Annotated in this window: 22 protein-coding genes; all 22 read left to right on the top strand. The window is 38.9% G+C overall.

Annotated elements, in window-relative coordinates:
- Nucleotides 1-33 precede the first annotated feature (33 nt).
- The 22 genes from ACWM35_RS01795 to asd all read left to right on the top strand — a co-directional run bounded on the left by ACWM35_RS01795 (nucleotide 34) and on the right by asd (nucleotide 24477).
- Complete coding sequence (locus tag ACWM35_RS01795; RefSeq protein ID WP_454814900.1) at nucleotides 34-813, top strand: isoprenyl transferase; 780 nt, start codon at nucleotides 34-36, stop codon at nucleotides 811-813.
- Nucleotides 814-889: 76 nt separating this feature from the next.
- Nucleotides 890-1678 (top strand): phosphatidate cytidylyltransferase, encoded by a 789-nt coding sequence (locus tag ACWM35_RS01790; protein ID WP_454814898.1) that lies wholly within the window; start codon nucleotides 890-892, stop codon nucleotides 1676-1678.
- 49 nt (nucleotides 1679-1727) lie between these two features.
- On the top strand, nucleotides 1728-2870 hold the full coding sequence (gene dxr, locus ACWM35_RS01785; protein WP_454814896.1) for a 1-deoxy-D-xylulose-5-phosphate reductoisomerase: 1143 nt from the start codon (nucleotides 1728-1730) through the stop codon (nucleotides 2868-2870).
- Between the two features lie 18 nt (nucleotides 2871-2888).
- The gene (gene rseP / locus ACWM35_RS01780; protein ID WP_454814894.1) at nucleotides 2889-4151 is read left to right on the top strand and encodes an RIP metalloprotease RseP; all 1263 of its coding nucleotides are present in this window, start codon (nucleotides 2889-2891) and stop codon (nucleotides 4149-4151) included.
- 153 nt (nucleotides 4152-4304) lie between these two features.
- Entirely contained in the window at nucleotides 4305-8630 is a 4326-nt protein-coding gene (locus ACWM35_RS01775; protein ID WP_454814892.1) for a PolC-type DNA polymerase III, read from the top strand.
- 238 nt (nucleotides 8631-8868) lie between these two features.
- Nucleotides 8869-9339 carry a ribosome maturation factor RimP gene (rimP, locus tag ACWM35_RS01770; protein ID WP_454814890.1) on the top strand — a complete coding sequence of 157 codons (471 nt, stop codon included), beginning with the start codon at nucleotides 8869-8871 and terminating at the stop codon, nucleotides 9337-9339.
- 35 nt (nucleotides 9340-9374) lie between these two features.
- The gene (nusA, locus tag ACWM35_RS01765) at nucleotides 9375-10496 is read left to right on the top strand and encodes a transcription termination factor NusA (protein ID WP_454814888.1); all 1122 of its coding nucleotides are present in this window, start codon (nucleotides 9375-9377) and stop codon (nucleotides 10494-10496) included.
- Nucleotides 10497-10513: 17 nt separating this feature from the next.
- Nucleotides 10514-10798: an RNase P modulator RnpM gene (gene rnpM, locus ACWM35_RS01760; RefSeq protein WP_454814886.1), complete on the top strand. Its 285-nt coding sequence runs from the start codon at nucleotides 10514-10516 to the stop codon at nucleotides 10796-10798.
- The gene (locus ACWM35_RS01755) at nucleotides 10795-11097 is read left to right on the top strand and encodes a YlxQ family RNA-binding protein (RefSeq protein WP_454814884.1); all 303 of its coding nucleotides are present in this window, start codon (nucleotides 10795-10797) and stop codon (nucleotides 11095-11097) included. The genes rnpM and ACWM35_RS01755 overlap by 4 nt, the downstream gene beginning before the upstream one ends.
- Nucleotides 11098-11118: 21 nt before the next feature.
- Entirely contained in the window at nucleotides 11119-13395 is a 2277-nt protein-coding gene (gene infB / locus ACWM35_RS01750) for a translation initiation factor IF-2 (RefSeq protein ID WP_454814882.1), read from the top strand.
- Complete coding sequence (locus ACWM35_RS01745; protein WP_454814880.1) at nucleotides 13392-13673, top strand: DUF503 domain-containing protein; 282 nt, start codon at nucleotides 13392-13394, stop codon at nucleotides 13671-13673. Before infB ends, ACWM35_RS01745 begins: the two co-directional genes overlap by 4 nt.
- A gap of 17 nt (nucleotides 13674-13690) precedes the next feature.
- Entirely contained in the window at nucleotides 13691-14065 is a 375-nt protein-coding gene (rbfA, locus tag ACWM35_RS01740; protein WP_454814878.1) for a 30S ribosome-binding factor RbfA, read from the top strand.
- 52 nt (nucleotides 14066-14117) lie between these two features.
- A complete protein-coding gene (truB, locus tag ACWM35_RS01735) occupies nucleotides 14118-15038 on the top strand; it encodes a tRNA pseudouridine(55) synthase TruB (RefSeq protein ID WP_454814876.1) in 921 nt (306 codons plus the stop codon).
- A gap of 28 nt (nucleotides 15039-15066) precedes the next feature.
- Entirely contained in the window at nucleotides 15067-16038 is a 972-nt protein-coding gene (gene ribF / locus ACWM35_RS01730) for a bifunctional riboflavin kinase/FAD synthetase (RefSeq protein WP_454814874.1), read from the top strand.
- A gap of 137 nt (nucleotides 16039-16175) precedes the next feature.
- On the top strand, nucleotides 16176-16445 hold the full coding sequence (rpsO, locus tag ACWM35_RS01725; protein WP_454814872.1) for a 30S ribosomal protein S15: 270 nt from the start codon (nucleotides 16176-16178) through the stop codon (nucleotides 16443-16445).
- Nucleotides 16446-16646: 201 nt separating this feature from the next.
- Nucleotides 16647-18767 carry a polyribonucleotide nucleotidyltransferase gene (gene pnp / locus ACWM35_RS01720; protein WP_454814870.1) on the top strand — a complete coding sequence of 707 codons (2121 nt, stop codon included), beginning with the start codon at nucleotides 16647-16649 and terminating at the stop codon, nucleotides 18765-18767.
- A gap of 130 nt (nucleotides 18768-18897) precedes the next feature.
- Nucleotides 18898-19845, top strand: a complete 948-nt coding sequence (locus tag ACWM35_RS01715; protein ID WP_454814868.1) for a polysaccharide deacetylase family protein — start codon at nucleotides 18898-18900, stop codon at nucleotides 19843-19845.
- Between the two features lie 129 nt (nucleotides 19846-19974).
- Nucleotides 19975-21210, top strand: coding sequence for a M16 family metallopeptidase (locus ACWM35_RS01710; protein WP_454814866.1), 1236 nt, complete (start codon nucleotides 19975-19977; stop codon nucleotides 21208-21210).
- A gap of 101 nt (nucleotides 21211-21311) precedes the next feature.
- On the top strand, nucleotides 21312-21554 hold the full coding sequence (locus ACWM35_RS01705; protein WP_454814864.1) for a YlmC/YmxH family sporulation protein: 243 nt from the start codon (nucleotides 21312-21314) through the stop codon (nucleotides 21552-21554).
- A gap of 174 nt (nucleotides 21555-21728) precedes the next feature.
- Nucleotides 21729-22631 (top strand): dipicolinic acid synthetase subunit A, encoded by a 903-nt coding sequence (gene dpaA, locus ACWM35_RS01700; RefSeq protein ID WP_454814862.1) that lies wholly within the window; start codon nucleotides 21729-21731, stop codon nucleotides 22629-22631.
- A complete protein-coding gene (dpaB, locus tag ACWM35_RS01695; protein ID WP_454814861.1) occupies nucleotides 22628-23227 on the top strand; it encodes a dipicolinate synthase subunit B in 600 nt (199 codons plus the stop codon). The genes dpaA and dpaB overlap by 4 nt, the downstream gene beginning before the upstream one ends.
- Nucleotides 23228-23421: 194 nt before the next feature.
- Nucleotides 23422-24477: an aspartate-semialdehyde dehydrogenase gene (gene asd, locus ACWM35_RS01690; RefSeq protein ID WP_454814859.1), complete on the top strand. Its 1056-nt coding sequence runs from the start codon at nucleotides 23422-23424 to the stop codon at nucleotides 24475-24477.
- Nucleotides 24478-24495: the final 18 nt, after the last annotated feature.

The following is a 24495-nucleotide window of genomic DNA, read 5'->3' as shown; positions in this document are numbered from 1 at the left end:
GAAATGATTATCTTAATTTGGAGGAGCAATGTTATGTTTAAGAAAATAAGGCTTTGGAAGAATCAAAATAATAACTCTTCCACACTCCGAGAAAAAATAGAAGAAATTAAAAATTTGCCTGTGCCTGATCATGTTGCAATCATCATGGACGGGAACGGCCGTTGGGCTAAGAAAAGGGCTTTACCACGAGTTGCTGGACATCACGAAGGCATGAAAGTCGTTCGTAAAATTACAAGGTTGGCGAATAAATTAGGAATAAAAACCTTAACTTTATATGCATTTTCAACCGAAAATTGGAAACGGCCAAAAAATGAAGTCGACTTTTTAATGAAGTTGCCAGAAGAATTTTTAGGAACCTTCCTTCCTGAATTAATTGAGGAAAATGTTCAAGTTAAAATGATGGGTTATAAAGAACAGCTTCCGTTACATACCTTGAATGCAATTGAAAAAGCTATAAAAGAGACAAAGAATAATGATGGACTTATTTTAAACTTTGCCCTTAATTACGGTAGTAGAGCGGAGATTATTGATGCCGCGAAACGAGTCTTAAATGATTACAAAAGTGGAATGCTAAATGAGAATGAGTTAGATGAAGAGGTATTTTCCTCCTATCTTATGACTTCTGAAATTCCAGACCCTGATTTATTAATTCGGACAAGTGGTGAAATTCGTCTTAGTAATTTTATGCTATGGCAGGTGGCTTATTCTGAATTTTGGTTTACAGAAGTTCTATGGCCAGATTTTAAAGAAGAACATCTGCTTGAAGCAGTAGAAGTATTTCAAAACCGCCAACGCCGATTCGGGGGAATTTAATTTTGAAGCTATTGAATAGTTCAGATAGACATCACAGATGAGACAATCTCGAACGAAAAAGGTGTTGAAAACTTAGATGAAGCAAAGAATCATAACAGGAGTTGTCGCAGCAGCCTTATTTTTACCAATTGTTTATTACGGCGGTCTGCCATTTGTACTCCTAACATATTTCATGGCAACAGTCGGATTATATGAATTATTAAAAATGAAAAAACTTAGCATTTTTTCTGTTCATGGACTACTATCTATTTTATTCCTTTGGGTAGTTCTTTTTCCAGAGCAGTATAATCATGTTTTAGATGGATTTTATTATACTAAAACTGAACTGGCAATTGTTTTGATCATGTTATTATTAACTTATACTGTGGTAACAAAAAATCGTTTTACCTTTGAGGATGCCGGTTTTTCGATTTTATCAGCAATATATGTGGGCATCGGGTTTTACTTCTTGATAGAAACTCGTGAGGCTGGTCTTGTCTATATCATTTATTCCTTATTTATGATTTGGGCAACAGATTCGGGAGCCTATTTTATTGGAAAAGCAACTGGTAAGAGGAAGTTGTGGCCAGAAATTAGCCCGAATAAAACCGTTGAAGGCTCGATTGGCGGTGTGATTTGTGCATTAGTTGTTGCTGTATTGTTTGTATTGCTAACGGATATTAATGCATCGATCGTTTCATTGATGGGGATTACTGTGATCCTATCTATTTTTGGACAAATTGGCGACCTTGTTCAATCCGCTTTTAAACGTCATTTTAATGTGAAAGATTCCGGTAATATCTTGCCAGGACATGGCGGGATTCTTGACCGCTTTGATAGTATTTTATTCGTTTTACCTTTGTTGAACTTATTTCATCTATGGTAAACGGTAAAAATTTATGTTAAAAGCTTTACTCTATAGGAGTTGAACCTTGTTGAAAATGATTAGTATTTTGGGGGCAACTGGCTCGATTGGCACCCAAACATTAGATATTCTCCGTGAGCACCCGACAGAATTTAATTTGTTGGCAATCTCAATTGGAAGAAATCTTGATTTAGCGAGAAAAATGATTGTTGAATTTCAACCTGAGCTTGTCTCTGTTCAAGATTACCATGACTGTCAAACTTTAAAGGGAGAATTTCCTCAAACCAAATTTACTTTTGGAGAAGATGGACTGGTTGAAGTGGCAGTTTACCCGAAAACAGATATCCTTGTTAATGCTGTACTAGGAAGTGTTGGTTTAAATCCAACCCTACAGGCAATAGAAAGTGGAAAAACAATTGCTATTGCGAATAAGGAAACGCTTGTTACAGCTGGTCATATTGTCATGAAGGCGGCTGAGAAAAATGGTGTGGCTTTACTCCCAGTAGATAGCGAACATTCAGCTATTTTCCAATGCCTACAGGGTGAAAAAGAAAAGAATATTGAACGCTTAATTTTGACAGCATCAGGTGGAAGTTTTCGTGACCGAAGTAGAAAAGACTTAGAAGGTGTAACAATAAGTGATGCATTGAACCATCCAAATTGGTCAATGGGAGCAAAAATTACCATTGATTCGGCCACAATGATGAATAAGGGTCTTGAAGTAATAGAGGCACACTGGCTTTATAACATACCATATGAGAACATTGATGTACTTCTTCATAAAGAAAGCATTATTCATTCAATGGTAGAGTTCCATGATAGCAGTATCATGGCTCAATTAGGAACACCTGACATGCGCGTTCCGATCCAATATGCACTATCATATCCGGACCGTTTGCACCTTCCTTCTTCCAAACGATTAAACTTAGCAGAAATCGGCAAGCTTCATTTTCAAGAAATGGATCTAGAGCGCTTTCGCTGCTTGAAATTTGCATATGAAGCAGGAAAAATAGGCGGTACAATGCCAACGGTTTTAAATGCAGCTAATGAAGTAGCTGTTGCAGCATTTTTAGAAGAGAAAATTCAGTTTTTACAAATTGAAGATTTAATTGAGAAGGCTTTAAGCAGCCATCAATGGATAGACAACCCCAGTCTTTCTGTCATTCAAGAGGTGGACAAAGAAACAAGACAGCTCGTACGTTCACTATTATAAAAAAGGTGGTTTTTTCGTTTGAGTACAGTTATTGCTTTTATTGTTATCTTTGGTGCACTAGTTTTCTTCCATGAATTAGGACATTTAGTTTTTGCAAAGCGTGCCGGGATCCTTTGCCGGGAATTTGCGATTGGTTTTGGACCTAAGATCTTTTCGCATAAAAAAGGTGAGACGACTTATACCATAAGGCTTTTGCCGATAGGTGGTTTTGTCCGCATGGCAGGAGAAGACCCTGAAACAGTTGAAATTAAACCTGGTTACCGAATTGGTCTCATATTTGATCAGGAGAATAAAGTTAATAAAATCATCCTAAACAATAAAGAAAAGTTTCCTAATTGCCGTATTGTTGAAGTGGAATTTGCGGATATTGAACGTGATTTAATCATTAAAGGATATCCGGATGATGATGATGAAAGCTTGCAAACCTTTTCTGTGAGTCAAACCGCTGTTACCGTTGAGAATGGAATTGAAACACAAATTGCTCCTTATCATCGTCAATTTGCTTCTAAAACACTACCACAAAGAGCGATGGCGATATTTGCTGGGCCGATGATGAATTTTGTGTTAGCGTTCTTTGTTTTTATCGTTATTGCTCTATTACAGGGTGTTCCGACAAACGAACCGAAATTAGGAGAAATCACTTCTGATGGGGCAGCGAGTGCAGCAGGATTAGTAAAAGGGGATATTGTTCAGAGTATTAATGGTGCTGAGATCTCCAGTTGGTCAGATGTTGTGGAGATTATCAGAGAAAACCCGAATAAAGAACTTGATTTCACCATTACTAGAGAAGGTAAAGATTTAGAAATTCCTGTTACACCTAAGGAGCAAACAGTTGAGGGTAACAAGATTGGAATTATCGGCGTATACAGTCCGGTGGAGAAATCCCCAATTCAAGCTATCACTTCTGGTTTTGAAGAGACCTATTTTTGGACGAAGCAAATCTTTGTGATGCTTGGAAAATTAGTAACCGGGCAGTTCTCGATTGATATGCTTTCAGGACCTGTTGGAATTTATGTTTCAACGGATACCGTCGTTCAATCAGGTATTTATTATGTCATGAAGTGGGCTGCTATATTAAGTATTAATCTAGGTATCATGAACTTGCTGCCACTCCCAGCGCTTGATGGAGGAAGATTAATGTTCTTTGCGGTTGAAGCGGTACGAGGAAAACCAATTGACCGTCATAAAGAAGGGCTTGTTCATTTTATTGGTTTTGCCCTGTTAATGCTTCTCATGCTAGTGGTGACCTGGAATGATATTCAAAGATTTTTCTTAGATTAATGCAATTGTAAATCCCTGTTTAAAACAGCAGGGGTTTATTTTTTTTGCCTATATTTTTCTGTCGAATTAAGACGAACGATTGTGTTTGATATGGTATAATTACATTTTGTAATAAAGAATCAACGTGATTTTATATAGATGGGAGAGGGAATGATGAGCGATCATGCCGCAGGCAAAAAAGAGCGATTCTTACTCTTGCTCCAGCAACTAGAATTAAATGAGGACGCTGTTGTAGCACAATTTCCAAATGCAGAAATAGATCGATTAATTGTCGAAAAGAAAGCACGAAAATGGCATTTTCAATTTTTATTAGAAAAAGTACTTCCATTTGGTATGTATCTTCGCTTTACAACCCAATTGGAGAGAAAGTTTTCGAATATCGCAACGATATCCTATGATTTCAAAGTAACAGATCAAGACATTCATCCTGAACTGATCCTGGAATATTGGAGTCATGCTGTTCAGCAAATCGATGGAATCGCACCTCCTTTAGTAAAGCTATTGAATGAACAAGTTCCTGTCATTAGTGGGAACAAACTAACCGTAGCAGTTCGTCATGATGCTGAGGGTGGGGCAATAAAGAAGAAGTATGGACCAGTTCTGACCTCGACGTATCAGTCATTTGGTTTTCCGAGTTTATCGATTGAAACGGAAATCCAAAGCGTCGAAAAAAATGACGAATACCAGCAGTTTTTATTAGCTAAGCAAAAAGAAGACCAAGAGCGCGGCTTGATGGCGTTTGTAGATTTACAGAAACAAGAAGCTGAAAAAGCTTCAGGCGGAGTAGAAATTCCAGATGGACCGCTTTCAATTGGCCTAACGATTAAGGATAATCAAGACTTCCGAACCATGATTGAAATAGTAGATGAAGAACGAAGAGTCACGGTGGAAGGATATATCTTTGATGCAGAAACAAGAGAATTAAGAAGCGGCCGTACTCTGCTAACCTTTAAGATTACGGATTATACAAGCTCTATCATGGTTAAGATGTTCTCTCGAGACAAAGAAGATGCTGCCCTCTATCAACGAGTAAAAAAAGGGATGTGGGTTAAAGTCCGAGGCAGTATTCAAAACGACACGTTTGTTCGTGACTTGGTGATGATTGGAAATGATATAAACGAAATGAGACCACCTGGTCGTAAGGATACAGCACCAGAGAATGAAAAGCGGGTAGAACTTCATCTTCATACGCCAATGAGTCAAATGGATGCCGTAACTCCGGTAAGTGCATTGATATCGCAGGCGAAAAAGTGGGGACATAAAGCGATTGCCGTTACGGACCATGCGGTTGCACAATCCTTCCCTGAAGCTTACGGTGCGGGAAAGAAGAATGATATAAAAATTCTTTATGGTGTAGAAGTAAACTTAGTCGATGATGGAGTTCCAATTACGTACAATGACGCCAACCGATTACTAGCAGAAGATACATTCGTTGTCTTTGACGTAGAAACCACAGGACTGTCAGCGGTATATGATACGATTATCGAGCTAGCTGCCGTTAAAGTGAAAGAAGGGGAAATCATTGACCGCTTTGAGTCCTTTGCAAATCCGCATCATCGTTTGTCTGCAACAACGATCAATCTGACAGGAATTACCGATGATATGGTGCAAAATGCTCCAGAAGTCGATGAGGTTATTAAAAAGTTTTATGAGTGGGTGGGAGACGCTGTCTTAGTTGCCCATAATGCTTCCTTTGATATGGGCTTCCTTAATGTGGGCTATAAAAAGATTGGCTTAGAGAAAGCAAAAAATCCAGTCATTGATACATTAGAGCTCGGAAGATTTTTATATCCTGAAATGAAAAACCATCGTTTAAATACATTAGCAAAGAAATTTGATATTGAATTAACCCAGCACCATAGAGCGATCTATGACGCGGAGGCCACTGGGTATTTATTACTGAAAATGCTAAAGGATGCTCTGGATAAGGGGATCGAATACCATGATCAATTTAATGATAATATGGGAAAAGGTAATGCATACCAGCGTGCGCGTCCGTTTCATTGTACATTGCTTGCGCAAAATGATATTGGCTTAAAGAACTTATTTAAGTTGGTGTCCATTTCGCATATTGAGTATTTTTACAGAGTACCTCGAATTCCTAGGTCGGTTCTGCAAAAATATCGAGAAGGCATTTTAGTCGGCTCTGCCTGTAATAAAGGCGAAGTTTTTGAAGGGATGATGCAAAAGTCTCCAGATGAAGTCGAGAATGCAGCGAGATTTTATGATTATCTCGAGGTCATGCCGAAAGAGGTAAATGCCCCGCTAATTGAAATGGAGCTTGTTCGCGATGAAAAGGCGCTTGAAGATATTATCGGAAATATCGTCAAGCTAGGTGATAAATTGGATCTTCCTGTCGTTGCTACAGGGAATGTTCATTATTTAAATGAAAATGACAAGATCTACAGGAAAATATTAGTTAATTCCCAAGGCGGTGCAAATCCGCTTAACCGACATCAACTGCCAGATGTCCATTTCAGGACTACGAATGAAATGATAGATGCCTTTTCTTTCCTAGGTTCAGAGAAGGCGAAGGAGATTGTTGTAACGAACACAAATAAAATAGCGGATATGATTGATGTCATTAAACCGATTAAAGATGATTTGTATACACCTAAAATCGAAGGTGCCGACGAAGAAATGCGTGAGATGAGTTATGCTATGGCTCGAAGCATTTACGGGGAACAACTACCGGAAATTGTTGAAGCTCGATTGGAGAAGGAACTGAAAAGTATCATTGGCCATGGTTTCGCCGTTATTTATCTCATTTCTCATAAATTAGTAAAAAAATCATTGGATGATGGTTATCTAGTCGGTTCACGTGGGTCGGTTGGTTCTTCTTTAGTCGCGACAATGACTGAGATTACCGAAGTAAATCCACTGCCTCCGCACTATGTTTGTCCTACCTGTAAGCATTCAGAGTTTTTCAATGACGGATCAGTAGGCTCAGGCTTTGATTTACCTGATAAAGACTGTCCGCAATGTGGAGAAAAATACCGTAAAGATGGACATGATATCCCATTCGAAACATTCCTAGGCTTTAAAGGGGACAAGGTACCCGATATCGATTTGAATTTTTCCGGTGAATATCAACCGCGGGCACATAATTACACGAAAGTGCTTTTCGGTGAAGAATATGTATATCGTGCGGGAACGATTGGTACTGTTGCGGATAAAACTGCTTTTGGTTATGTGAAAGCCTATCAGCAGGATAACAATCTGCAAATTCGTGGTGCGGAAATTGAACGGCTTGCGTCTGGATGTACTGGCGTTAAGAGAACAACCGGACAGCACCCTGGGGGAATTATTGTTATTCCTGATTATATGGATGTTTATGATTTTTCGCCAATTCAATTCCCAGCTGATGATCGGAATTCTGAATGGAAGACAACACATTTTGATTTCCATTCCATCCATGATAATGTATTGAAACTTGATATCCTTGGACACGATGATCCCACTGTTATTAGGATGCTTCAAGACCTTAGCGGGATAGATCCAAAAACCATTCCCACCGATGATCCTGAAGTCATGAAAATTTTTAGTGGGACTGAATCTTTAGGCGTAACTGAGCAGCAGATTATGTGTAAAACAGGTACGCTGGGAATCCCGGAATTTGGGACTCGATTCGTTCGCCAGATGCTTGAGGATACAAAACCAACAACGTTTTCCGAATTAGTTCAAATATCAGGGCTTTCCCATGGGACAGATGTATGGTTGGGAAATGCGCAAGAATTAATCCATAACAAAATCTGTAACCTAAGTGAAGTAATCGGCTGTCGTGACGATATCATGGTTTACCTGATTTATCAGGGACTAGAACCTTCTTTTGCTTTTAAAATTATGGAATCGGTCCGTAAAGGTAAAGGTCTGTCGGAAGAAATGGAAGATGAAATGCGCAAGAACGAAGTACCTGAATGGTACATCGACTCCTGTAAAAAAATAAAGTACATGTTCCCGAAGGCGCATGCTGCCGCATATGTACTTATGGCTGTAAGGATTGCTTATTTCAAGGTACATCTTCCGTTGTTATATTACGCTGCATATTTTACGGTTCGTGCTGATGATTTTGATATTGAAGCAATGGCTCGTGGTTCTGAAGCGATTCGTGCAAAGATTGAAGAAATTAATGCAAAAGGGCTGGAAGCGTCAAATAAGGAGAAAAATCTTCTAACTGTCCTTGAGCTTTCATTAGAAATGAGCGAGCGAGGTTTCTCTTTTAAGAATATCGATTTATATAAATCATCTGCTGATGAATTTATTATTGAAGGAAATTCACTGATACCGCCATTTAATTCTATTCCGGGTCTTGGTACAAACGTTGCCTATAGCATCGTAAAAGCAAGACAAGACGGGGAGTTTTTATCAAAAGAAGATTTGCAGCAGCGCGGTAAAGTATCTAAAACGATTATCGAGTTTTTAGACAAGCAAGGCTGCCTCGGTGATCTGCCTGACCAAAACCAGCTATCACTTTTCTAGATGAAAAAATATTCAAAAGTAGAAGCGTATGGACAAGGCGCTTCTACTATAGGTGTTTGCATATAAATATTGGTTATGGTATAGTTTTATTGGAAATACTAAGAAATACTCTCGTTCAAGAGTGGGGAAACCCGCTCTTTCATTTTTGTATACAACTTTTTTTAGACAGAGATATTTATAAAATTTTCCGTGAACTACATATAATATGGGTAAAAATGATCGGTAAAGGAGGTTTAACATGAGTAAAGTAACAGAAATAGTTGAAGAGCTCACACAGCCTATCGTTCAAGAGCTCGGATTAGAATTAGTGGAAATTGAGTTTGTGAAAGAAGGGAAAAGCTGGTTTCTGCGCGTATATATTGATAAAGAAGACGGTGTCGATATTGAGGACTGCGGAACTGTTAGTGAACGGCTAAGTGAAAAACTCGATGAGCTTGACCCGATAACCCATAATTATTTTCTTGAGGTTTCTTCTCCTGGAGCAGAGCGGCCACTGAAAAAACCGAAAGATTTGGAAAAGGCGATTGGTAAAAATGTTTTTGTTAAAACATATGAGCCGATCGACGGTGAAAAAAGCTTTGAAGGAACTTTGCTTGAATTTGACGGGAAAGTATTGAAAATCGAGGTAAAAATAAAAACCCGGAAAAAGGCCATTGAAATTCCTTATGAAAAAGTAGCAAATGCAAGACTGGCAGTTATCTTTTCTTAGAAGAGAAATTAATATAGTGAGGGGGATATAATCAGATGAGCAGCGAACTATTAGATGCTCTTATCATACTAGAAAGAGAAAAAGGCATTTCAAGGGACGTTTTAATTGATGCGATTGAAGCAGCGCTTGTATCAGCTTATCGCCGTAACTTTAACCAGGCCCAGAACGTGCGAATTGACTTAAACCTGCAATCAGGCTCAATGCGAGTTTTTGCAAGAAAAGAAGTAGTGGATGAAGTGTTTGATCCCCGACTTGAAATATCGTTAGCGGATGCAAGAAATATTAATCCCAATTACGTTGTTGAAGATGTAGTTGAAATGGAAGTAACACCAAAAGACTTTGGAAGAATCGCAGCGCAAACGGCAAAACAAGTGGTGACCCAACGCGTTCGAGAAGCTGAAAGAGGCATTATTTATTCCGAATTTATCGACCGTGAAGAAGATATTATGACGGGGATCGTTCAAAGACTGGATTCCAAATTTATTTACGTAAGCCTTGGAAAAATCGAAGCATTACTTCCAGTAAATGAACAAATGCCAAATGAACGTTATAAGCCACATGACCGTATTAAGGTCTTCATTACGAAAGTGGAAAAAACGACAAAGGGTCCGCAAATTTTTGTATCGCGTACACATCCTGGACTGTTAAAACGATTATTCGAAATCGAAGTTCCTGAAATTTATGATGGAACAGTGGATATCAAGTCGGTAGCTCGTGAAGCTGGTGACCGTTCGAAAATTTCCGTTCATTCGGAAAATGATGAAGTGGATCCAGTAGGTTCATGTGTTGGACCAAAAGGCACAAGGGTACAAGCAGTTGTGAATGAATTAAAAGGCGAAAAAATTGACATCGTGAAATGGTCAGATGATCCTGTTGTGTTTGTAGCCAATTCATTAAGCCCATCTAAGGTGTTGGATGTTATGGTCAATGAGGCTGACAAAGCAACAACCGTAGTAGTTCCTGATTACCAACTGTCTCTTGCGATTGGAAAGCGCGGGCAAAATGCACGACTTGCTGCAAAATTGACAGGCTGGAAAATTGATATTAAGTCTGAAACTGAAGCACGTGAACTAGGAATCTATCCTCGGGAAGAAATGATTCGTCTGTTTGATGATCAAGATGATATTGACTTCAATAATGAAGAAGAATTGGAATAAGAGTGAGGTGAATGATCGTGAACAATCGTAAAAAAGTTCCTATGCGAAAATGTGTAGCAACCGGTGAAATGAAGCCGAAAAAAGAACTCGTTCGCATCGTTCGCTCAAAAGAAGGGGAAGTAACCATCGACCTGACTGGTAAAAAAGCTGGCAGAGGTGCTTACCTTTCTAAGGACAAAGAAGCGGTCCTATTAGCCAAGAAAAAGAACACCTTATCTAATCACTTACAAGTTACAATAAATGAAACATTATATGAGGAGCTCTTAGAGCTCATAGAGAAGGAGAATCGGCAATCCATATGAAGTCGAATCAATGGATGTCATTACTTGGCTTAGCCAATCGAGCACGCAAAATCATATCGGGTGAGGAGCTGTCCGTTAAGGAAATTCGTAGCGGAAAAGCGAGACTCGTATTATTATCGGCAGATGCATCGGAAAATACGAAAAAAAAAATTACAGATAAATGTAGGTCCTATGAAGTCCCAATAAAATTCGTAGAAGATCGTTATCTTCTTGGTCAGGCAATTGGCAAAGAAGCCCGCGTTGTTGTAGCTGTAATGGATGATGGATTTGCCAAAAAACTGGTTACGTTGCTCGATTAATTCTAGCGGGGGTGAAATAATATGAGTAAAATTCGTGTTTATGAATATGCAAAAAAACACAATCTTTCAAGCAAAGATGTTATTACAAAGTTAAAAGAAATGAATATAGAGGTTACCAATCATATGGCAACATTAGAGGATGCCGCGGTTATTAAGCTTGATGCAACATATAATAAAAACCAAAGCAACCCTTCCGGGCAAAAGCAAGCTAGACCACAACAACAAAATCGCCAGAATCAGAATCCACAGCAGCAGGGAGTTAAACCACAAGTGCAAAGTAAAACAAGTCCAAAAGCTTTTGAGGATGACGACACAAAAACTAATACTCCAAGCAAGGTAAAAGTGGCTTCACCACCAAAAACGGCTGACACTAAAAAACAAAATCAACAATTCCAATCTAAGGAAAATAAGGTTTTCAGCGCTGGAAAAGGGAATAAAAAACCTTTTAATAATAATCAGAATCGCAATAATAATAATAACAATCGGAAGAAGAATCATACACCTGTTCAACAGGCTCAGCCACAAGTAAGAAAGGTGAAAGAACTTCCGGCTAAAATTACTTTTAGCGAATCTTTAACTGTTGGTGAGTTAGCAAAGAAAATATACCGAGAACCTTCTGAAATTATCAAGAAGTTATTTTTACTTGGCGTAATGGCAACAATCAATCAGGTATTAGATAAGGACGCAATTGAATTGATTGCAAGTGAATATGGTGTTGAGGTTGAAGAGGAAATTAAAGTAGATACTACTGATCTTGAAGTTTATTTTACAGAGGATGAAACAGAAGACCTCGTAGAAAGACCGTCAGTGGTAACTATTATGGGTCACGTTGACCACGGTAAAACAACGTTACTTGACTCCATTCGTAATACAAAGGTAACCGAAGGTGAAGCAGGTGGAATTACCCAGCATATTGGTGCATACCAAGTTGTTGAAAATGGTAAAAAGATAACATTCCTTGATACACCAGGACATGCTGCTTTTACAACGATGCGTGCACGTGGTGCGAAAATTACTGATATTACCATCCTTGTAGTTGCTGCTGATGACGGTGTAATGCCGCAAACCGTTGAAGCCATCAACCATGCAAAAGCTGCGGAAGTTCCAATTATCGTGGCTGTTAATAAGATGGATAAAGAGGCTGCCAATGCTGATCGGGTTATGCAGGAACTTACTGAGCATGGATTAGTTTCTGAAGCTTGGGGTGGAGATACAATCTTTGTTCCGCTTTCCGCGAAAACTGGAGAAGGAATCGATAATCTTTTGGAAATGATTCTTCTTGTAAGTGAAGTGGAAGAATGGAAAGCAAACCCTAATCGTAAAGCAGTTGGAACTGTAATTGAAGCACAATTAGATAAAGGTCGTGGATCAGTTGCTACCTTACTCGTTCAGAATGGTACACTGAAAATAGGTGACCCTATTGTTGTAGGAAACACGTATGGTCGTGTTCGTGCAATGGTAAATGACCTTGGACGCCGAGTGAAAGAAGCTGGACCATCTACGCCAGTTGAAATTACAGGTTTAAGTGATGTTCCACAAGCAGGTGACCGTTTCGTCGTATTTGACGATGAGAAAACAGCTCGTCAAGTTGGTGAAGCACGTGCGCAACAAGCACTTGCAGCTCAACGTGGTGAAAAATCTATCGTCAGCCTCGATAATTTATTTGAACAGTTAAAGCAGGGTGAGATGAAGGATTTAAATATCATCCTTAAAGCTGACGTTCAAGGTTCTGCTGAAGCTGTGGCAGCTTCCTTACAAAAAATTGATGTTGAAGGAGTGAATATCAGGATTATTCATAGTGGTGCTGGTGCCATCAATGAGTCGGATATTACACTTGCTTCGGCTTCTAATGCCATTGTAATTGGCTTTAACGTTCGTCCTGATGTCAATGCGAAGCGTGCAGCTGAACAAGAAAAGGTAGATGTTCGTCTACACAGTATTATTTATAAAGTAATCGAAGAAATCGAATCAGCTATGAAAGGTATGCTAGACCCTGAATTTAAAGAAAAAGTCATTGGTCAGGCAGAAGTTCGCCAAACCTTTAAAGTGTCTAAGGTTGGAACGATTGCTGGTTCTTATGTAACAGATGGAAAAATCACCCGTGATAGTGGAATTCGTTTAATTCGTAATGGTGTTGTTATTTTTGAAGGAAATATTGATGCATTAAAACGATTTAAAGATGACGCCAAAGAAGTTGCACAGGGTTATGAATGTGGTATTACCATTAAAAACTTCAATGATGTTAAAGAAGGAGATATTATTGAAGCTTACGTAATGGAAGAAATTGAACGTAAATGATCGTAGGTTTAGTACTTTGTGAATGTATCATTTACGATGCCCATTCTTTAAAAGAAAAACGTGCAGTTTTGCAGCGAATTCTCACTCGTTTGAAACAGAGATTTAATGCCTCTGTTTCTGAGGTAGATCATCAGGATGTATGGCAGAGAACAAAAATTGCAATAGCGGTTGTTAGCTCCACGCGGGCTTCCACCGAGCTTGAGCTGCAAAACTGCTTGAAATTAATCGACTCGTTTCCTGAGATAGAAAGAACGATCACCGATATTGAATGGCTTTAAATTAAGAGGTGAAAGTGATGAGCCACAGAGCAAATCGTGTTGGAGAACAAATGAAGAAAGAACTAAGTGACATCATCGGTCGAAAGATTAAAGATCCTCGGATCGGCTTTGTGACGGTTACAGACGTTCAAGTAACAGGAGATCTACAACAAGCAAAGGTTTTCATTTCTGTACTTGGTGATGAAGAACAAAAAGAGAACACGTTAAAAGGTCTTGCAAAAGCGAAAGGTTTCATTCGTACTGAAATTGGACACCGGATTCGCTTGCGCAAAACACCTGAAATCCTATTTGAATGGGATGAATCTATGGAGTATGGTAACCGAATTAACTCTCTCCTTCATCAATTGCATCGCAGTGATGAAAAGCCAATGGAAAAAAATGAAGAAGAATAGAAGGATAGACAAATGTCTATCCTTTTTTTGATAATAGAAAGGGATGGTTGACGTGGAAGGGATTCTGCCGTTATTTAAACCTGCCGGGTTAACGTCGCATGATTGCGTCTTTAAATTAAGGAAAATATTAAAAACAAAAAAGGTTGGTCATACCGGTACATTAGACCCTGATGTAACGGGTGTTCTTCCGATTTGTATCGGGAAAGCAACGAAGGTAGCTGAATACATAACAGATGCAGGAAAAACCTACGAAGGGGAAGTGACCATTGGTTTTGCAACTACTACCGAAGACGCTTCGGGTGAAGTCGTAGCTGCAAAAAAGGTAACGGGCACTATAACAAGAGAAGAAATTCTTCGAGTGCTTCAATCCCTTACAGGTGAAATTGAACAAACCCCGCCAATGTTTTCTGCAGTTAAAGTAAATGGAAAACGGCTATATGAATATGCTCGGAAAGGGATTGAAGTTGAGCGGCCAACGAGAAAGGTAACGATTTATTCGATTGAATTAATGGATGAAAGAGAAGAGTTTGCAGGAGATACGATTTCTTTCAAATTTAGAGTGGACTGCAGTAAAGGAACCTATATCCGAACCTTAGCGGTGATGGTAGGAGAAAAATTTGGTTACCCTGCACATATGTCAGGTTTAAAAAGGGTGAAATCGGCTGCTTTTACGATTGAAGACTGCTTAACCTTTGAACAAATTGAAAGTATGATGGAATCTGGTGCGATTTCTGAAGCATTAAGACCGTTAGAAATGGCTCTTTCTCATTTGCCGAAATACGTAATTAATGATAAAGTAGCAGAGAAAGTGAAAAATGGCGCACTTTTGCAAATACCAGACCATTTAAAAAATAGTGACGGACCTGTTATCGCTGAAACGGAGGAAGGGCAGGCACTTGCCATTTACGCCAAACACCCAAGTAAGCCTGGTCTTCTTAAGCCAGTTAAAGTGTTAAGAAATGATCAAGAATAAGGAACGGTCTAGAAAAGGTGAGTTTTACTTGGAAGTAATTAAGCTTAATTTTCCACTAACTATAGATGTAAAGCAATTCCCGCCACTTTCAATGGCGCTTGGATATTTTGATGGAGTGCACTTAGGTCATCAAAAGGTTATTACTGAAGCAAAATTGCAAGCAGTGAGCAAGGGTCTTTTTTCTGCAGTTATGACCTTTGATCCTCATCCTTCTGTTGTTCTAGGTAAAAATGAGAAGCACATTCAATATATCACTCCATTAGTTGAAAAAATTAAAATTATCGAAGATATGGGCATTGATTATCTTTTTATCGTGAACTTCTCGAGGGATTTTGCCAACCTGCTGCCACAAGAGTTTATTGATCAATTCGTTATTGGCTTAAACGTAAAACATGTAGTGGCTGGCTTTGATTATACGTATGGGCGGATGGGTAAAGGGACAATGGAAGTATTGCCTTTTCATTCTAGGGAGCAATTTTCAATTTCAATCGTTGATAAATTTTCTACTGGAAATGAAAAGGTAAGTTCAACGCGGATTCGACAATTTCTAAAGGAAGGACGAACTGCCGAACTTCCTGAGCTATTGGGAAGATATTATACTACTTCCGGGATTGTCGTTGATGGAGATAAACGCGGCCGAACAATCGGTTTTCCGACTGCAAATGTTGAGGCAAATGATGACTATATCCTGCCACCCCTTGGTGTTTATGCGGTAAAAATCAAAATCCTTAACAAGTGGTATCATGGGGTTTGTAATGTCGGGTACAAACCAACCTTTAATAAGGAAACGTTAAGGATTTCTGTCGAAGTGCATATATTCCATTTTGATGAGGATATTTATGGGGAAGAAGTAATTATTGAGTGGCATCAGTATCTCAGAAAAGAACAAAAGTTTTCAGGGATTACAGAACTGGTAGCTCAAATTGAGCAGGATAAGCAAAATGCCATCCATTACTTTGAACAAATCGACAAACTTATAACTAATAATTGTGAAAACTAGTCTTTATTCAGGTTTTAACTTGCTTTTTGCCAGGAAAAGTTGTATTCTTATTAACGTATTAATAACCTTTGCTTGGCAAGTCGAGTCACCGACGCTTGCTCAGTAACAGGGGATAGTAAATTTAGGAGGTGAATAGGATGGCAATCACTCAAGAGCGTAAAAATGAACTTATCGCTGAGTATAAAACTCATGACAACGACACTGGATCTGCAGAAGTTCAAATCGCTGTCCTTACTGAATCAATCAACAATTTGAATGAGCACTTACGTACTCACAAAAAGGACCACCACTCACGTCGCGGTCTGTTGAAAATGGTTGGTAAGCGTCGTAATCTTTTAACTTACCTACGTAACGCAGATGTACAACGTTACCGTGAGTTAATCAATAAGCTTGGTCTTCGTCGATAATTCAAAAGAAAGCGGGAGTTTTCCCGCTTTTTTGTTAGGTTTAAAATATAATGATACATATTAAAGTCATGAAAAATTGTACATACTATTAGTATATTTATTTTGATAACATAAGCTTAACAGGCTTTTTTTATATTAGATGATAAAAGCGATTAACTTTCGCATTATCCTCCAAAGTGATTTAGAGAGAGAGGTAAAAATATGGAACAAACGAAACATGAATATTCCATGGAATGGGCTGGCCGCAAGCTGTCTGTCGAAATTGGCCAGCTGGCTAAACAAGCAAATGGAGCAGTATTAGTCCGTTATGGTGATACGGCAGTTTTAAGTACTGCTACAGCATCAAAAGAACCTAAAAATCTGGACTTCTTTCCTTTAACGGTTAATTACGAGGAAAGATTATATGCAGTTGGTAAAATTCCAGGGGGATTCATTAAACGCGAAGGCCGTCCAAGTGAAAAAGCGATTTTGGCTAGTCGTCTAATTGACCGTCCGATTCGTCCGCTTTTTGCAGATGGATTCCGTAATGATGTCCAAGTGATCAGTATTGTAATGAGTGTTGACCAAGATTGTTCATCTGAAATGGCTGCAATGTTTGGGTCTTCATTAGCAATATGCACTTCTGATATTCCATTTGAAGGACCTATTGCTGGGGTTGTTGTTGGCCGTGTAGAAGGTGAATTTGTTATTAACCCAACTGTTGAACAAGCTGAAAAAAGCGATATTCATTTAACAGTAGCGGGTACAAAAGATGCCATTAACATGGTTGAGGCAGGCGCAAATGAGGTTCCTGAGGAAACAATGCTTGAAGCTATTATGTTTGGTCATAATGAAATCAAACGATTGATTGAATTTCAAGAAAAAATTGTCGCTGAGGTAGGCAAAGAAAAACGAGAAATTAGCTTATACGAAATCGACAAAGAGCTTGAAGCAGAAGTGAGAAACATCTGTGAAGCAGATATGGTAAAAGCGATACAAGTACAAGAAAAGCATGCTCGCGAGGATGCAATTAAAGAAGTGAAAAATCAGGTTATCTCAAAATATGAAGAGCAAGAAGCAACAGAAGATGATCTAAAGCAAGTGAAACAAATTTTAGATAAGATTGTAAAGGGCGAAGTGCGCCGCTTAATTACGGTCGAGAAGGTACGTCCAGATGGCCGTAAAATCGATGAGATCCGTCCATTATCCTCTCAGGTAGGTATTTTACCGCGAACTCATGGATCAGGTCTGTTTACACGTGGACAAACTCAGGCATTAAGTATTTGTACACTGGGAGCAATGGGTGATGTTCAAATTCTCGATGGTCTGGGAATTGAAGAAGAAAAACGCTTCATGCACCATTATAATTTCCCATCCTTCAGTGTTGGGGAAACAGGACCAATTCGTGGACCAGGCCGCAGGGAAATTGGTCATGGTGCACTAGGTGAAAGAGCACTTGAGCCAATTATTCCTAATGAAAAAGATTTCCCATATACCATCCGTGTCGTTTCTGAGGTGCTTGAATCGAATGGTTCTACTTCACAAGCAAGTATTTGCGGAAGTACGCTAGCGATGATGGATGCTGGTGTTCCAATTAAAGCACCTGTTGCAGGTATTGCTATGGGACTTGTTAAATCGGGTGAACATTACACCGTTTTAAGTGATATCCAAGGGATGGAAGACCATCTAGGAGATATGGATTTTAAAGTGGCAGGTACAGCAAAAGGTGTAACGGCATTACAAATGGATATCAAGATTGATGGTCTATCTCGTGAAATTTTAGAAGAAGCGCTTCAACAGGCAAAAGTGGGTAGAATGCATATTCTAGATTCCATGCTGGCTACAATTTCTGAACCAAGAGAAGAACTATCTCAATTTGCACCAAAAATCTTAACAATGAACATAAATCCAGATAAAATCCGTGATGTTATTGGGCCAAGCGGTAAACAAATCAATAAGATTATTGAAGAGACTGGCGTAAAGATTGATATTGAACAGGATGGTACGATCTTTATTGCTTCAGCTAATCAGGAAATGAATCAAAAAGCGAAGAAAATTATCGAAGATATTGTCCGTGAGGTTGAAGTAGGCCAAATGTATCTTGGTAAGGTGAAACGAATTGAGAAATTCGGTGCCTTCGTAGAAATTTTTGCTGGAAAAGATGGACTAGTTCATATTTCTGAATTGGCAGAAGAACGTGTTGGTAAAGTCGAAGATGTCCTTGCAATAGGTGATGAAATTCTCGTTAAAGTAACCGAAATTGATAAACAAGGTCGTGTGAACCTTTCACGTAAGGTAGTGTTAAAAGAACAACGTGAAAAGGCAGAACAGCAACAGCAATAAGGGTAACCTCTCGTCTCGATGAGCCGATGAGACATAGGAAGGTCAGGGGTAACCCTGACTTTTTCCATGTTAATGCTTAGTTCTACCTTGTCCCCACCATACATAATCTATATGGAAGGGGGCATAGTAGATGAAAAAGTTAAGTTTAATTGTAATTTTATTTGTGATTGCATGGATTTCTGTAAATAATCCAGTTGTTAATACATATGTGGCTTCTCTTCAGGAAAATGCCTTGCCTGCGGGCAAACAAGAGGATCCGCTTTACCAAACCATCATTAAAAATGCACCTACATACAATATCCCCGCTTCCGATGCGAAAATCGACAGAGTGTGGAAAGCCATCCCTGGCTATAATGGACGTATGGTTGATGTAGAAGCATCTTTTAAAAATATGAAAAAAAACGGCCATTTTGATGAAAAAAAACTGATATTTACACAAACTAAACCGAAAGTCCATCTTAACAATCTTCCTCCGACCCCTATTTATCGTGGACATCCCGATAAACCGATGGTTAGCTTCATTATTAATGTGGCTTGGGGGAATGAATACTTATCGGAGATCCTTGCTACTTTAAAAAGGCATCAAGTTTCAACTAGTTTTTTTCTAGAAGGTAACTGGGTTAAAAATAATCCGGATTTGGCCAAAATGATCGTAAGTGCAGGACATGAAGTTGGCAACCATTCCTATTCCCATCCGAAGATGGAAAACTTATCTGCAGCACAAACGAGGGAACAATTACTTAAAACAAATGAAGTCATCGAAGCAGCCACCGGCGTAAAATGTGTTCTATTTGCCCCACCCAGCGGTGGATATCGTGATGAAACGGTAAAAATAGCAGCTGAATTTAATATGAAAACCATTATGTGGACTGTTGATACAATCGATTGGCAAAAACCAACTCCGGATGTATTAATCAATCGGGTAATGAAAAAGATTGACAATGGTGCAATGGTATTAATGCATCCAACTGAATCAACTGCGAAATCGTTGGATCGCTTAATTACACAAATGAAAGAAAAGGATCTTAAAATCGGTACTGTAACTGAGCTAATGGACGAAGAACGAATTTTAAAGTAGCTTCCGTCTTCTATTTTAAGAAGTGTAGGATAATACCACTTTGAGAATTGTCTAGCTCCAGGCGCCATCGGCTCGAGGCATAAGCTGATAAGCAGGCACCTTCCGCTTTTCTAGATAAGGAGGATTTTGATGATTAATAAATACACTTGTAAAAATGGAGTAAGAATCGTACTAGAAAATATCCCAACTGTAAGGTCTGTTGCGATTGGTGTGTGGATTGGAACTGGTTCAAGACATGAAAATCCGCAAACAAATGGGATTTCCCATTTCTTAGAGCATATGTTTTTCAAGGGAACTTCCACACGAACAGCAAAAGAAATTGCAGAATCGTTTGACAGTATTGGCGGTCAAGTAAATGCGTTTACTTCTAAGGAATATACTTGCTACTATGCAAAAGTTCTCGATACTCATGCACAGTTTGCTTTAGATGTTTTAGCCGATATGTTCTTTAATTCAACTTTTGATGAAGAAGAATTGAAAAAGGAAAAAAATGTTGTCTTGGAAGAAATCAAAATGTATGAGGATACTCCAGATGATATTGTTCATGATTTATTAAGCAGAGCGATTTATGGAGACCATCCACTTGGTTACCCGATACTAGGAACAGAAGAAACATTAAATACTTTTAGCGGCGCCTCACTGAAAGAATACATCCATAACCGCTATACCCCTGAAAATGTAGTAATCTCAATTGCGGGCAATGTGACGGAAAAGTTTATTCAAGAGGTAGAAAAGTATTTTGGATCCTATGAGGGCGGAAATAGTGGCGAAGAAGAAACCATTCCTGTTTTTCACGCTAATCGTCTAACGCGAAAGAAAGAAACCGAGCAAGCTCATCTATGCATTGGTTTTGAAGGATTAAAGGTTGGTCATGAAGACGTCTACAGCTTGATTATTTTAAATAACATCTTAGGCGGGAGTATGAGCAGCAGGTTATTCCAAGAAGTTCGGGAACAAAGAGGTTTAGCTTATTCTGTCTTCTCATACCACTCTGCTTATCAAGATAATGGAGTCGTAACCGTTTATGGCGGTACGGGTGCAAAGCAACTTGATGTTTTATTTGAAACCATCCAAGAGACACTTAACACCTTAAAGCGGGATGGCATTACGGATAAAGAATTAAAGAATAGTAAAGAACAGTTAAAAGGAAGCTTAATGTTAAGTTTGGAAAGTACAAATAGCCGTATGAGCCGTAACGGAAAAAACGAGCTACTTCTAAAGCGCCATCGTTCATTGGATGAAATTATCGAACAAATTGACCAAGTTTCCAAACTAGGTGTTGATAATATGGCAAGAACAGTGTTTACTGATAACTATTCTGTTTCCTTAATAAGTCCTGATGGAGAGCTTCCAAAGGGGTTATAGTAAAGAAAGAACAGTTCGTTTCCGAACTGTTTTTTTATGTCTATTTTAGGACTACTCTCGATAAACTTATATAAATGAGTAATGAGAGGAGTTCGTTTTTTATGCGGTTAAGTGAATTAAGTGGCAAAGAGATTGTAGATGTGAAGAAGGCAGAGCGTCTCGGCGTCCTCGGTCAAACAGATCTTGAAATTAATGAAGGAACTGGTCAAATTCAAGCACTGCTCATTCCCACTGTTAAATGGTTTGGATTTAAGAAACTCGGGGAAGAAATTAGGGTTCCTTGGCAGCATATTAAAAAGATAGGTAATGACATGATCATAATCGATGTACCGGAAGAAGAATAAACAGAAATTAAATAAAATTGATAAAAGCCCAAGCAAAATTCATTTTTGCTTGGGCTTTTTTATTGAATCATTCATGGAAAACTCACAGAATGAATGTCACTTACATAAGATGTTGAAGTGATAAGAGATAAGAATTCCTGCTTGGATTTTGTTGAAAAGAAGGTGAATGATTTCATGCTAACAGGGATGCAGATAGCAGTGATTGGCGGAGATGCTAGACAGCTGGAAATAATAAGGAAATTAACTGAGTTAGATGCCAGACTATCTTTAATCGGCTTCGAACAGCTTGACCACGCCTTCACAGGTGCTGTTAAAGAAAAGTTGGATGAAGTCGATTTTTCAAATATGGATGCTTTAATCTTACCGGTTCCCGGTACAAATTTAGAAGGACAGGTTGAGACTATCTTTTCGAATGAGAAGGTTATTTTGACAAGTGATATGTTAATGAAAACACCAGAGCATTGTACGATATATTCTGGTATCAGTAATTCCTATTTAAGCGGAATTACTAATGAGGCTAAACGTCATCTTGTTCAGCTTTTTGAGAGGGATGATGTAGCAATTTATAATTCTATACCTACTGTAGAAGGGACCATCATGATGGCAATCCAGCACACGGATTTCACCATTCATGGTTCAAATATTGCGGTATTAGGATTAGGAAGAGTAGGGATGAGTGTAGCAAGAACGTTCCATGCTCTCGGTGCAAAAATAAAGGTTGGAGCAAGAAAAACGGAACACCTGGCAAGAATTACTGAAATGGGGTTAACACCTTTTCATCTAAATAATATCGAAAAGGAAGTTCGAGATTCCGATATTGTCATCAATACAATCCCGTTATTAATCGTTACAGCATCAGTTATTTCCAAACTTCCTGCCCATACCCTCATTATTGACCTTGCCTCAAAGCCCGGCGGAACTGACTTTCGATACGCGGAAAAAAGGGGAATAAAAGCCCTGCTTGCGCCAGGATTACCCGGGATTGTTGCGCCAAAAACAGCTGGTCAAATACTAGCGAACACTTTGGCCCAATTGCTTCAAGATGACTTAGGAAAGCGAAAGGGGAAAGCAAAATGAGTTTAAAAGGTAAAAAAATTGGGTTTGGATTAACGGGATCTCATTGTACTTATGATGCAGTGTTTCCCGAAATTGAAAAGTTGGTTCATGCAGGTGCGGAAGTCATCCCAGTCGTTACCTTTACAGTAAAAAACACGGATACCCGCTTTGGTAAAGGGGAGGACTGGATCCAACGAATTGAAGACTTAACAGGGAATAAAGTGATAGATTCCATTGTAAAAGCAGAACCGTTAGGACCAAAAATTCCGTTGGATTGTATGGTTATTGCCCCCTTAACAGGTGTGTCGATGAGTAAATTTGCTAATGCTATGAATGATAGTCCAGTATTAATGGCTGCGAAGGCAACCTTAAGGAATTTAAAACCGGTTGTCCTCGGAATCTCTACGAATGACGCCTTAGGCTTAAATGGAGTTAATTTAATGAGATTAATGGCCACAAAAAATATATATTTTATTCCTTATGGCCAAGATGATCCTGTGAAAAAGCCAAATTCCATGGTGGCACGGATGACGATGCTGATGGAAACGGTGGAAGCAGCGATTGAGGGCAGGCAGCTACAGCCAGTGTTAGTGGAAAGATACAAGGATCTCGACTAATTCAATCTCCTTTCATGTCAAAAATGGTTATTTCTTTTGTAGAATATGTTAATATATTTATAATTCAATCATCAGTGGGAACCTTTGTCCCGCTGATGAGTATTCTTATATTAACAAGCCTTTTCTGATTCTATCTTCCATAGAACCAGAAATGACTAATAAATTTTGCTGAAAGATTGAGAGGAGTCCATGAAATGAGTCAACAAAATGGTTTTCACGTTGCTGTTGTAGGGGCAACAGGTGCGGTTGGGCAACAAATGATTCAAACATTAGTGAAAGAAAAATTCCCTATTAGTCAATTAACTTTATTATCTTCAGCCCGTTCCGCAGGGAAGGAAGTTGAAGTTAATGGAACATTGCATACGATTCAAGAAGCAAAGCCTGAGAGCTTTGAAGGAGTCGACATCGCTTTATTTAGTGCGGGCGGAAATATCTCTAAAGAGCTTGCTCCAGAGGCCGTAAAACGTGGGGCAATTGTTGTGGACAATACAAGTGCTTTCCGTATGGATCCAGAAATTCCTTTAGTTGTGCCTGAAGTAAATGAAGAGGACCTTCACAATCATAATGGTATTATTGCCAACCCAAATTGTTCGACCATTCAAATGGTGGTTGCATTAGAACCCATTCGAAAAAAATATGGCTTAAAGAAAGTGATTGTCTCTACTTATCAAGCAGTATCAGGCGCAGGTGCTGTTGCCATCGAAGAATTGCAGGAACAAACGAAAGCCATTTTAAATGGAGAACCAGTAGAACCTAAGGTTTTACCAGTAAAAGCAGACAAGAACCATTATCAAATTGCTTTTAATGCGATTCCTCAAATCGATAAATTCCAGGACAATGGTTATACATTTGAGGAAATGAAAATGATAAATGAAACGAAAAAAATCATGCATTTGCCAGATTTACACGTATCAGCTACTTGTGTTAGATTGCCTGTAGCCGTTGGGCATTCTGAATCCGTTTATTTTGAAATCGAAACAGATGACATTCAGGCAAACGAACTTAAGGGATTATTAAGTGATTCCCCAGGTGTAGTTTTACAAGATGATCCTGAAAATCAGGTTTATCCAATGCCTGCAGACTGCGTTGGGAAAAATGATGTCTTTGTTGGAAGGATTCGTAATGACCTGAATGAAAACCGTGGATTCCACATGTGGGTCGTTTCTGATAACCTGTTAAAAGGTGCAGCGTGGAACTCAGTTCAAATAGCACAAAGCTTAGTTAAGTTAGGATTAATCAAGAATAAATAAAAAAGTTTTCATCAAAGA

It is taken from the genome of Neobacillus sp. K501, assembly GCF_053749995.1.
The sequence above is the reverse complement of the archived record's forward strand: the minus strand, read 5'-3'. Positions and strand labels throughout refer to the sequence as shown.